This window comes from Ensifer sp. ENS09, assembly GCF_014852425.1.
Taxonomy (GTDB): domain Bacteria; phylum Pseudomonadota; class Alphaproteobacteria; order Rhizobiales; family Rhizobiaceae; genus Ensifer.
In genome coordinates this window covers 198,384-210,399 of sequence record NZ_JACVBP010000004.1, presented here as the reverse complement: position 1 = coordinate 210,399, position 12,016 = coordinate 198,384, and the positions used below count along the sequence as shown (strand labels likewise).

The following is a 12,016-nucleotide window of genomic DNA, read 5'->3' as shown; positions in this document are numbered from 1 at the left end:
CGATGGCGGTGATCGAAACGACCGCCCGGCAGCCGCGCTGGCGCTTCGGTATCGGCGCCCGCCTCGTGCTCGCCTTCGTCGCGATCGTCGGGCTCGCCGTCGGCGCCTGCGTGGTCGGCTGGCTTTCCTATGAGCGGCTGTCGGGCGAACTGTCGCGCATGGCCGACGAGCAGATGCCGCAGCTCGCCTTCGCGTCGCGCCTCTCCAAGGCCGGGGCCGACATCGGCTCCGTGACGTCGGTGCTTGCCGGCGCCGAAAACCGCACCGAATACAACGAGATCCGCGCCGTCTACGCGACGCGCCTCCAGACCCTTCGAGCCCTACTCGAAGAAAACACGGCGCAATCGAGCACGGCGGCGCTGCTGCCGCTTGCCGAGGCCATCGGCGCCAACCTGAAAAAGATCGACCTTGCGGCCGGCAAGCGCTTCACTTTGCGCGAGGCCATGCGCTCGGACATCGACGAGCTTCGCTGGGTCCAGGCGGATCTTCTGGAAGAAGCCGACCCGTTGGTCGACGACATCCGCTTCAACATCGAAGCGGAAACCCGCAAGGGCCAGGGTGCGGCCGCGCTCGCCGAACAGCAGAAGAGCGAAGCGCTGTTGACCGTCGTCTCCCAGGCAAACCTTGCGACAGGTCTCATCGGGCGGCTCGTCAACGCCACGACCGAAGAGGAAATGCAGGAGACCAACGCCTTCCTCGGCGATAGCGCCGACGAACTGGCGAGCCGCATTCGCTCGCTCGACAGCTGGCCCGACAGCATCACCGTGCGGCAGCTGGCCGGGCGCATTCTCGACCAGTCCAACGCCTCGACGGGCATCCCCAATCGCAAGCGCTCGGAAATGCTGCAGGCCGGCACGCTTGCCGAACTTGCCAGCGAAAACGGCCGGCTGGTCGAAGAGCTTGGTCGCAAGATCGAGACGGAGGTGGTGGCGATCGAGGCGAGCGCCGGGGACGCCGCGCGACGCGCGGCCGCGGCAATCGAAACCGGGCGTAGCCTGCTCCTCGCAATCGCCATCCTCTCGGTGCTGGTGGCGAGCGCCATCGGCTACTTCTACGTCCACCGCAACCTCATCGCCCGTATCCGCCTGCTGGCGACGGCCGCCGGCGCGATCAGCGCGGGCCGGCATTCCGCAGCGATCCCGCCGCCCGAAGCCGACGAACTCGGAGACCTCTCGCGCGCGCTGACCCTCTTTCGCCAGACCCGCGACGAGCTGATCCAGTCGGCAAAGCTTGCGGCCCTCGGCCAGATGGCGGCCGGCATCGGCCACGAACTCAACCAGCCGCTGGCCGCCCTTCGCGCACACATCCACAACGCCGCCACGCTGATCGGCCGCGGCAAAGGCGAACAGGCGGTCAACAACCTCGACAAGATGAAGGGGCTGACGGGACGCATGGCCGACCAGATCAGCCATATCCGCCGCTTTGCCCGGCGGCCGGACGCGCAACTGCGGCCGGTCGATCTCACCGCAGCGGTGCGGGACGCCCTCAGCCTGCTCGAACATCGTTTCGAGGAGGAGAGCGTCGTGCTCGAGCTTTCGTTGCCGGAAGGCGGCCCGGCAATGGTCATGGCCGAACCGGTCCGGCTCGAGCAGGTCGCCGTCAATCTCATCGGCAATGCGCTTGACGCGGTCTCCGACCAATCGCTTCGGCGCGTGACAGTCGGCGTTGAAATGACCGGTGGCGCCGCCCGCCTGATCGTCGGCGACACCGGACACGGCATCGCCGCGGAAAACCTGCCGGCCGTTTTCGATCCGTTCTTCACCACCAAGCCGGTTGGTTCGGGGCTCGGCCTCGGCCTGTCGATCTCCTACAACATCGTCAAGGATTTCGGCGGCGACATCGCAATCCTCGAGACCGGCCCGACCGGCACACGATTCCTCGTATCCCTGAAAGGCCTGGAATGAGACCGGAAGTGGACATCATCCTGATCGACGACGACGCCAGCGTGCTTGAAGCTTGCTGCCAGGTGCTGGAACTGGAGGACTTCACCGTCGCCCCGCACGGTTCCGTCATCTCGGCGCTCGCCGGCCTGCGCGCCGACAGCGACACCGTGATCGTATCGGATGTCCGCATGCCCGATCATGACGGCTTCGACCTGGTCGCTGCCGTGCGCAAGATCGATCCCGATATCCCGATCGTGCTGATGTCCGGGCATGGCGACATCCCGATGGCGCTGCGCGCGATGCGCGAAGGCGCCTGGGACTTCCTCGAAAAGCCGGCCGATCCGGTCCACCTGATCGAGACCGTGCGCCGCGCCCGCGATCACCGGCGGCTGCTGCTCGAAAACCGGCGGCTGCGGCTCTCCGTCGACAAGGACGGTTGGGAAACGCGGCTGATCGGGCACTCCGCGCCGATGGTGGCGCTTCGCGACAAGCTGCAGCGCATTGCGGCGGCCAGCGCCGACGTGCTGATCATCGGCGATACCGGCACCGGCAAGGAGGTGACGGCACGGGCGCTTCATGATTTCAGCGGCCGCAAGGGCCGGTTCGTCGCCGTCAATTGCGGCGCCATTCCGGAGACCATGCTCGAATCCGAGCTTTTCGGGCACGAGGCCGGCGCCTTCACCGGCGCTCGGGAAAAACGCATCGGCAAGATCGAATATGCCGATGGCGGCACGCTGTTTCTCGACGAGATCGAGTCGATGCCGCTCGCAGCCCAGGTGCGGCTGCTGCGTGTGCTGCAGGAGCGCGTGATCGAGCGCCTCGGCTCGAACGTCGAACTGCCGGTCAATATCTGCGTGGTGGCGGCGACCAAGGCCGACCTGCACGATGCCGCGCGACGGGGAGAATTCCGCGAAGACCTTGCCTATCGCCTCGACATCGCCCGGGTCGAACTGCCGCCGCTCGCGCGTCGCAAGGGCGATGTCGGCCTCCTGTTCCAGCATTTCCTTGGCCTTGCCGCCAAACGCCAGGGACGCACGCCGCCACCGGTCGGCGCCGAGCATCTCGCCGACCTCAACGCCCGGCCCTGGCCCGGCAACGTGCGTGAGCTGCGCAATGTCGCGGAACGCTTCATGCTCGGGCTCGAAGAGCGCCCGGACACCGAAGCCGCGACGGCAGGCGGCGAGACTCTGGAAGCACAGATGGATCGGCTGGAGCGGACCATCCTCATCAACAGTCTCGCCAGGCATGAAGGCCGCGTGGGTGCGACCGCCGACGCGCTCGGGATCTCCCGCAAGACGCTCTATCTGAAGATGCGCAAGTTCGACATCGATGCCCGGGCCGATGGCGACGAGGGGTGATGTTACCCTTTTGACCCCGCCTCACCGGCCCCGATGTTACCTTTCTTACCCATTCTCAGCTGAAATCGCCCGGTTTTCCGGGTTTTTCGATCTGGCACGGGCCTTGCTCTCAAGAGGACAGCCGCCAAGCATTGGCGGTCTATTGGGAGGAGATACCTATGTTGAAAACCATCGCAGCAGCGATGCTGATGTCGGCTGCCTTCATCGTGACGGCCCACGCGCAAGACGGCGGCAAGGTGACGATCGTCACCTCGTTCTCCAAGGACGTGACCGACCCGTTCAAGGCCGGCTTCGAGGCCGCCAACCCCGGCTTCACCCTCGACGTCCAGAACAAGAGTACCAGCTCGGGCGTCAAGTACATCGACGAGACCAAGGTCAACAACCAGGTCGACCTGTTCTGGGCATCGGCCCCTGACGCCTTCGACAGCCTGAAGAGCAGGCAATTGCTCGCCAAGTTCACCCCGTCGGTGACGGGCCTGCCGGAAAAGGTCGGCTCCTATCCGGTCAACGATCCTGATGGTTTCTACTTCGGCTTTGCCGCATCGGGCTACGGCATCATGTCGAATGACCGCTACTTGGAAGCCAACAATCTGCCGAAGCCGGCCGAGTGGGGCGATCTCGCCAAGCCGGAATATTTCGACCACGTCGCCATCGCCGCCCCGTCGCGTTCCGGAACCACACACCTGACGATCGAGACGATCCTGCAGGGCGAAGGCTGGGACAAGGGCTGGGGTACGCTGAAAGGCATCGGCGGCAACCTCCAGCAGGTGACCGAACGCTCCTTCGGTGTTCCGGATGCGGTCAACTCCGGCCAGACCGGCATCGGCATCGTCATCGACTTCTTCGCCTTCTCGGCCCAGGCGAGCGGCTTCCCGGTCAGCTTCGCCTATCCGTCGGTGACGACGGTCGTTCCGGCCAATATCGGCATCGTCGCCAATGCGCCGAACCAGGCCGGTGCCGAGGCCTTCGTCAACTACATCCTGTCGGAGAAGGGCCAGGAAGTCCTGCTCGAGCCGGCCATCCGTCGCCTGCCGATCAACCCGGCGCTCTACGCCAAGGCGCCCGAAGGCTTCCCGAACCCCTTCAAGGATCCGCGCTTCCAGTCGATGATCACCTTTGACAGCGACGTTTCGAAGAAGCGCACGGATGTTGTCGACACGCTGTTCGACCAGCTGATTTCCTTCCAGCTCGAAAACCTCAAGGGCGCCACTCAGGCGATCCATGCGGCCGAAAAGGCGCTTGCCGCCAACGAGCAGCCGGCCGCCCGCGCACTTCTCGATGAAGCCAAGGCCCTGGTTGCCGCCATGCCGATCACGGCGGACGAGGCGGCGAGCAAGGAGACCCGTGACGCCTTTACCGGCGGCGAGGACAAGACCGCGCGCCAGGCGGAACTGGAACAGAAGTGGGCCGCCTTCGCGACGGAGAAGTATGCCGCCGCCAAGGCTAAGGCTGACGAAGCCCTGAACCTCGTCGACTAAGCGACGACAGCGACCGCCTGCCCATCCCGGCGGGCGGTCAAGCTCCCGCAAACATTCAAGCTTCGCCGACCCTGGCGCGCCTTTCGCGCCGGGCTGGCCGAACTCACTCCGGAGTCTGCCCCATGGCGCTCGTCGCTTCCGTTCCCATCCGGCCCGCCGCGGCCAAACCTGGCCAGATCCTGGCGGTCTCGGTGATCGCCCTGTTTCTGGCGATCTTCCTGGTCATCCCCGCCGGCACGGTCATCTACACCGCCTTCACCGAGAAGGGCACCGGTGCGCTGACCATCGTCAACTTCATCGACTTCTTCAACACCGACCTCTTCCGCCGGTCCTTCTTCAACTCCGTCTATGTGTCCGGCATGTCGGTCGTCTGGGCGAGCGCCATTGCGCTTCCGCTCGCGGTGCTCACCACCCGCTTCGATTTCCGCGGTTCGCTCATCATTCAGACGCTCGGCTTCGTGCCCCTGATCATGCCGCCCTTCGTCGGCGCGGTGGCGATGCAGCTTCTCTTCGGTCGCAACGGCACGGTGAACCTGCTCTTGAACGACTGGTTCGGCATCCGCATCCCGTTCATGGAGGGGCTGAACGGCGTCATCTTCGTGCAGTCGCTGCACTACTTCCCCTTCATCCTGATCAACCTGTCGACCAGCCTGCGCAACATCGACCGGTCGATGGAAGAGGCCGCCCAGAACCTCGGTTCCTCCGGCTTCCGGCTCTTCCGTCGCATCGTCTTTCCGCTCGCCATGCCCGGCTATCTCGCCGGCGCGTCGCTCGTCTTCGTCAAGGTCTTCGACGACCTGGCGACGCCGCTGCTCCTCAACGTCAAGGACATGCTGGCGCCGCAGGCCTATCTGCGCGTCACCTCGGTCGGCCTCACCGATCCGATGGGCTACGTCATCTCGGTGATCCTGATTGCCGTCTCGATCTTCGCCATGTGGCTTTCGGCGGTCGCCATGCGCGGCAAGGACTATTCGACGGTGCAGCGCGGCGGTGGCGGCCTTTCCAGGCGCAAGCTCAGCCGCGGCGAGAGCGTCATCGCCTATGGCGTCGTCGCGCTGATCCTGCTCTTGGTGTTGTCGCCGCATATCGGCCTGTTGCTGCTCTCCTTCGCGACCGTCTGGTCGTTCAGCCCGCTGCCCGATGCCTACACCGTCGCCCATTACGGCCGGGTCTTCGGCGAAAGCTCGCTCTACATCAAGAACACGCTGATCTACGCCAGCCTTGCCGGCCTGATCGACGTGGTCATCGGCGGCGCCATCGCCTATCTCGTGCTGCGCACCAAGGTCATCGGCCGTCGCTGGCTCGACTGGGCGGCAACTGCCGCGCTTGCCATCCCCGGCGTCGTGCTTGGCATCGGCTATCTCAGAACCTTCTACGGCATCACGCTGCCCGACGGCACGCCGCTCGCGACCCTCTGGGTCATGGTGGTTCTAGCGCTTGCCATCCGTCGCCTGCCCTATGCGCTTCGCGCCTGCTACGCAGCCCTGCAGCAGGTGTCGGAGTCACTGGAAGAGGCCGCCGAAAACCTGGGCGCGACCAAGCAGCGAACTATCCGCCGCATCGTCCTGCCGCTGATGACGGGGGGCCTGCTTGCCGGTTTCGTCACCAGCTTCTCGACCGCAGCGGTCGAACTGTCGGCAACGCTGATGCTGATCCAGAGCAATTCGGACGCGCCGATCGCCTACGGGCTCTACGTCTTCATGCAATCGCCGGCCGGTCGCGGACCGGGTGCAGCCCTCGGCGTCATCGCCGTGATCATGGTCGCGCTCTGCACGCTTCTGTCCCACTACGTCATCGAGCGTCGCCAGAAGGCGCTGGGTACGGCCAAGTAATTCGGGAGGAAAAACAATGACAGTGAACATCAACAGCGCTGCACTCGCCGCCGGCCCCGCCAAGGCGATCAGCATCAGCGACGTCAATCTCTACTACGGCGCGCTGCACGTGCTGAAGGACATCAACCTCGAGATCCGGCCGGGCGAATTCTTCGCCTTCCTCGGCCCATCGGGCTGCGGCAAGACCACGCTTCTGAGGCTGATCGCTGGCTTCAACAATGCCCGCCAGGGCAAGGTCGTGATCGGGGGACAGGACGTGCTGGACATGCCCGCATGGAAGCGCGACATCGGCATGGTCTTCCAGTCCTATGCGCTCTGGCCGCACATGACGGTCGCCGCCAACGTCGCCTTCGGCCTCGAAGAGCGTCGGCTTCCGCGCGCGGAGATCGAAAGTCGCGTCCAGAAGGCGTTGGACCTCGTCGGCCTCAAGCACCTTGCCGACCGACGCCCGTCGCAGCTTTCGGGTGGTCAGCAGCAGCGCGTGGCGCTCGCCCGCACCATCGCCATCGAGCCGAAGGTGCTGTTGCTCGACGAGCCGCTGTCCAACCTCGACGCCAAGATGCGCGTCGAAGTCAGGCGCGAGCTGCGCGAGTTGCAGCAGCGGCTGCAGCTGACGACGATCTTCGTCACCCACGACCAGGAAGAGGCCAACACCGTCTGCGACCGGATCGCCGTGTTCAACGAGGGCAGCATCCAGCAGGTGGGAACGCCGATGGGCCTCTATGAGAAGCCGGCCAACCTGTTCGTCGCCAACTTCCTCGGCACGGCCAACATCCTCGACGGCAAGGTGGCCGGCAGCGGCGCTGCCAGGAGCTTCGAGGTCGTGGGCGGCGGCTCCATCCCGATCCCGGCCGGCACCGACGTGCCCGTCGGCGCCAAACTAGTCTTCCGGCCGCAATATGCGACGATCGGCAGCCTCGAGCCCGGCGCCGTCGCGCTCGAAGGCATCATCGCGCATCGCGAATTCCTGGGCGCGACCGTGCGTTATGGCGTGAGGATCGGGGCTGCGACGGTGCTGATCGACGCGCCGTTCCATTCCGGCGACGCGCTTCTCGAACCCGGTGCGGCAACGACGCTCGGCCTCAAGCCGTCGTCGGCGCAATGGCTCGCCCATTAGAGCATACGATGCGCGTCCGCCGGTCTGACCGGCGGACGCGCCCCTCATCCATTCAAGCATCGCGAGATCGCTGCTTTCTTGAGTTCCGCATGAAAAAAGATCTTCCAAGCCTCATCCTCATCCGCCACGGCGAAACCCAATGGAACGTCGCCGGCCGCCTGCAGGGCCGCAAGGACACGCCGCTGACGGCCAATGGCGTGCGCCAGGCGCTCGCCGTCGGCCTGCGCCTTGCCGAACGGATCGCCGAGGAGGACAAGAACCTGACCTTCTGGGTGAGCCCGCTCGGCCGCGCCCGCCAGACCGCATCGATCCTCGCCGACACCTGGTCGATCCCCTTCGATCGTTTTGCCGAGGCGGCCGCCCTCGCAGAACGCTCCTATGGCGCGTGGGAGGGGCTCGCCCATGACGAGATCGAGCGCGATCTTGTGGACCAGTACGAGGCGCACAGCGCCGACCCGTTCGACTATTCGATGCCGGGAGGCGAAAGCCGGACAGCGCTTGCAGCGCGCCTCGAAGCCTGGATCGACACGCTCGACCGCGGCCGGCGCCATGTCGTGGTTACCCATAGCGGCTGCCTCAGGGCGCTGCGCGGCATCTACACCGCCGCCTCGCGCGACGAGATTCTTGCCTATCGCGAACCGCAGACGGCCTCGTTCCTTCTGACAGCAGGCCGCGAGACCATGCTCGACGTGCCTCTCAACATCCTGCGCGCCCTTGGCTGCGATGGCGCCGGAAGGACCGTCTGGATCTAATCGACGAGGCTGCCGCAACCAGCCACAAGAAACGCCGCGCATGGAAGCCATGCGCGGCGTTCGATATTCAGAGGGATTGCCGCCCCCTTAGAAGCTCACCTTCAGCTTGGCGTTGACGCCGTGGTCGGAAACGCCGGAGGCGATCTGGCCGGTGTAGTTGACGCCAAAGGTCGCGGTCGGAGCGATCTTGACGTCGATACCGGCTTCGACGAGTGCGGCATCCCGGGCGATCGGCGCGCCGCCGACCGTAAAGCCCTGACCGCCGGCAAAGGCGAGCGTCGAGGTCGGCACGACATCGCCGAATGCATGGCGCCAGCCGACCGTGCCGCTGAGAACCGCCGCCGTTTCGCCGAAGGACACGTCGGTCGACGTACGCACGCCGATCGTCGTGAAGGTCGTGTCGGTGTTGTCCGAGCGGCCCGAGAGCGCCGCTGCTCCGCCCTTTTCACGGAAACCGTCTGTGTCGAGGTTGAGATAGGCGAGATTGGCGAAGCCCTCGAAATCGAAGCGACCGGCACTTGCCGCATAGCTCGCCTCGCCGAAGATCTGGGCGGTGCGGGCATCATAGGCTGCCGACAGGCTGTCGTCGAAGCCGCCGAAGGCTACGCTGCGGCTCGTTTCGATGCGGTGCCAGCTATAGGTCGCACCCGCCGTCAGCGACAGCGCGCCAAGCCCGGTCCCGGCATAGGCGCCGATATGGTAGTTGTCGCTGTCTCCCGAGGAACGACGATCGACCACGTCGAAGGTCGAGCGGCTGTAGCCGCCAAAGAGGCCGGCGCGCCAGTTGTCACCGACAAGACCGTCGGCGCCCATGAGGAAACCACCGACATTGCGCTGGAAGCCCGCCGCATTACCGTTGCTGTCCGTATCGCCCCAGGTGCCGAAGGCCTGGCTCCAGAAGGCGAAGCGCGCAGTATCGGCCGCAACGCTTTCGATGCCGCCTTCGCCATAGGCGAGCACCGGCGTCGCCTTGGTGCTGTCATCGCCGAAGGCCGCACGGATGCGGTTGGTGGCTGCCGCGTTCAGAAGCAGACCGTCCTGCAGCAGCATGCCCTTGGTCGAGGCATGGATCTCGCCCGAGAGCTGGTCGAAGGCAAAACGCGCCTGTGCGCGGTCGAGGTTGGTGAGCGCCGAATAGGCGGCATTGGAGAAGCCGAGGCTTTCGGCCGCGATCGCCGTTGCCCGCTGGTTGGCGGTCTCGGTGACATCTGCGAAGCGGATATCGTTGCGGCTGAGCGTCAGCGTCACGCTGTTGGCGTCATAGCCGAGCGTAGGGTCGAGGAAGACGAGGCTCGATGCGACGTCGGCAAAGGTACCGGTCACGCCGCCGGCCGCCGTCAGGATCGTGTAGCTGGTTTGCGGCGCATAACTGCCATTGGCCGCAAGCGCCAGGACCGAGCCGCCGTTGAGCGTCGCCTTGCCTGACGCGATGATCTTGTCGCTTTCACCCTTGTCGTTGGCTTCGACCTGATAGGTGGAGCCCGCCGCGAAACTGATATCACCGGTAACGTTGAGCGTACCGACCGAATTGCCGGGCGCGATCACGCCGCCGTCGGCAATCGTGATGCTGCCGAACGTACCGATGCCGCCGATGGCGCCCTCCTTTTCGATGGTGAGCCCCGAAGACGAGGCGATCGACCCTTGCACCGAGAGCAGGCCGGACTTGACCACGGTCGCGCCGGTATAGGTGTTCTGGCCGTTGAGCACGAGCGCGCCGGCGCCGAGCTTGGTGAGACCGCCGCTGCCGCTGATCGCCTTGTTGACGGCAACGACGTTGGCAGCGTCCGCCACGTCGAGCGAACCGCCGCCCGCTTCGAGCACGATATCGCGGTTGATCTGGTGCATGTCGCGGCCGGCGATCCGGAGCGCGCCGCCGTCGAGCCGGAGCTTCGCCGCTGCGCTGCCGAGGGCTGCATCCTCTTCGACCACAACGGTACCGCCGTCGGTCACCAGCGTTTCGCCGATAAAGGAGTGATCGTCGATGCAATAGTCGCGGATCGCCTGCTGGAAGCGGGAGTCGGTGCTCCTGCAATCGAGCAGCGTCTTCTTTTCCTGGTCGGTCAGGCCGGCAAGGATAGGCAGGCCGTTCTCGTCGGCGATCTGGCCGAGATAGACGTCATTGCGCATGTTGTTGCGGCTGAGGTTGAACACCCCACCCTTCTCGGCAAAGGTCGACGCCTCGTCACCCCAGACAATGCGGGTCTTTGCCGCCGAGGTCGCCGGATCCGTGTAGTTCTGCAGCACCGGGCCAACCCAGCGCACCGTGTGCGCAACCGGCTCATGATCCGAAAGCGGCGTCTTCGATCCATCCGGATTGGTCACGTAGCTGACGTCTGTGATGACTCCGGAATAGCGATCCTTCGGATCGTCGGCGAGCGTCCACCACTTGCCGAACGGACGCGAGGCCAGGAAGTGGTCGATCTTCACCCGGTGCCAGCTCGCCCAGGTGTTGGTGGCGTCCTCGCCGTGCGACGGCCAGGTGACGCTGCCGTCGTTCAGAGCATGTGGCGAGAACTGTTCGCGCTCGTTCGGAAGCTGCAGGATCTGGAACTGCTTCTTCAGGATGTTCATCGTCTGCGGCAAGTTGCCGGCAACCGGATACATTTCATCGGCAAACAGGCCTGACGGCACCGTCGAGGCGTTGATCGCCGCGGTGCCCTTGCCCTTCCACTCGGCGATATAGGCGTCGAGCTTCTGCTGGTCCTTGGCGTAGTCGCGCAGGAGGCTCAGATAGAAGCTGTTGCTTGGGCTTTTGACATAGGTCTTCAGCAGCAATTCCTGCTGGCTGACCGAATGCAGGCCGCGTTCCGAGACGTCGCCGGCATTGAAGTCGCCGGTGAGGATGATCGGCCGCGTCTCGCCCTTGGCCCACTGGTTGATGCCCTTGGCCTCGCTGATGCGCGTCGTCGCCGGGTCGTAATAATTGAGGTGGGTGGTGCCGACGACCACCTGCGGCTTGCTGACGGTCGGATCGACCACAGTATAGGTCACGATGTCGCCGAGTGTGCTGGCGCCGAAGGTGCCGGGCAGGCGCGAGAACACGCCGGTATCGCTGTCCTGGCGGGTGGCGTAGGTTCCGAGACCGGCATTCTTCAGGATGCCCGGGATGTCCCGCGCGTAGGTGCTGTTGGCGCGGAACTCCTGGAACGTCAGGATGTCGTAGTTCCCCTTGATGAAGAAGTCCGACATGACGCTCGGGTTGGCCTTGAAGCGGTCCAACCAGGTGTTCAGCGTCAGGATCTTCATGCTGTCGTCGGCGGCGCGCGCCTCGGCCGCCGAAAGCGTCAGGCTCGTGCCGCACAGAAGGATCGCCGTCGCCAGGCGCAACGGTTGCGTAAGGCGCGCGAAAGCCCGCACCCCGCGGAGGTCGTGTCCACGTTGTCTCATTATCTGCTCCAATGTCGCGATGCGAACACGCTCCGTCACAAGACCTTCACGGCGATGGTGTTGATGAGCGGAAGAGTTCACTGAAATGTACGATTACGGACATTAGGCGAGTCAAATGTCAGTTTTACAACATTTCATAGGGCGCCATAAAATTTCGCGCGGCCCACAGGTGCTGCGCCGGCTTCCTTGGAGATCGGCGTTGGCCCTAT

General features: G+C 65.0%; 7 protein-coding genes. 6 read left to right on the top strand and 1 reads right to left on the bottom strand.

The genetic code is table 11. From position 1 onward, the window contains the following. Positions 1-2 precede the first annotated feature (2 nt). From IB267_RS21385 to IB267_RS21360, 6 genes are all read left to right on the top strand, one after another. Positions 3-1,904 (top strand): ATP-binding protein, encoded by a 1,902-nt coding sequence (locus IB267_RS21385; RefSeq protein WP_192449466.1) that lies wholly within the window; start codon positions 3-5, stop codon positions 1,902-1,904. Beyond that, on the top strand, positions 1,901-3,241 hold the full coding sequence (locus IB267_RS21380) for a sigma-54 dependent transcriptional regulator (protein WP_192449465.1): 1,341 nt from the start codon (positions 1,901-1,903) through the stop codon (positions 3,239-3,241). Before IB267_RS21385 ends, IB267_RS21380 begins: the two co-directional genes overlap by 4 nt. Before the next feature lie 158 nt (positions 3,242-3,399). After that, positions 3,400-4,719: an ABC transporter substrate-binding protein gene (locus IB267_RS21375; RefSeq protein WP_192449464.1), complete on the top strand. Its 1,320-nt coding sequence runs from the start codon at positions 3,400-3,402 to the stop codon at positions 4,717-4,719. 122 nt (positions 4,720-4,841) lie between these two features. Further along, entirely contained in the window at positions 4,842-6,551 is a 1,710-nt protein-coding gene (locus IB267_RS21370) for an iron ABC transporter permease (protein WP_043624382.1), read from the top strand. Positions 6,552-6,567: 16 nt separating this feature from the next. After that, entirely contained in the window at positions 6,568-7,668 is a 1,101-nt protein-coding gene (locus IB267_RS21365; protein ID WP_192449463.1) for an ABC transporter ATP-binding protein, read from the top strand. An 89-nt stretch (positions 7,669-7,757) separates the two neighbouring features. Then, positions 7,758-8,420: a histidine phosphatase family protein gene (locus IB267_RS21360; RefSeq protein WP_192449462.1), complete on the top strand. Its 663-nt coding sequence runs from the start codon at positions 7,758-7,760 to the stop codon at positions 8,418-8,420. A gap of 87 nt (positions 8,421-8,507) precedes the next feature. On the opposite strand, the gene IB267_RS21355 is transcribed toward IB267_RS21360, so the two are convergent. Next, positions 8,508-11,807: an autotransporter domain-containing protein gene (locus tag IB267_RS21355; protein ID WP_192449461.1), complete on the bottom strand. Its 3,300-nt coding sequence runs from the start codon at positions 11,805-11,807 to the stop codon at positions 8,508-8,510. Between the last annotated feature and the right edge of the window lie 209 nt (positions 11,808-12,016).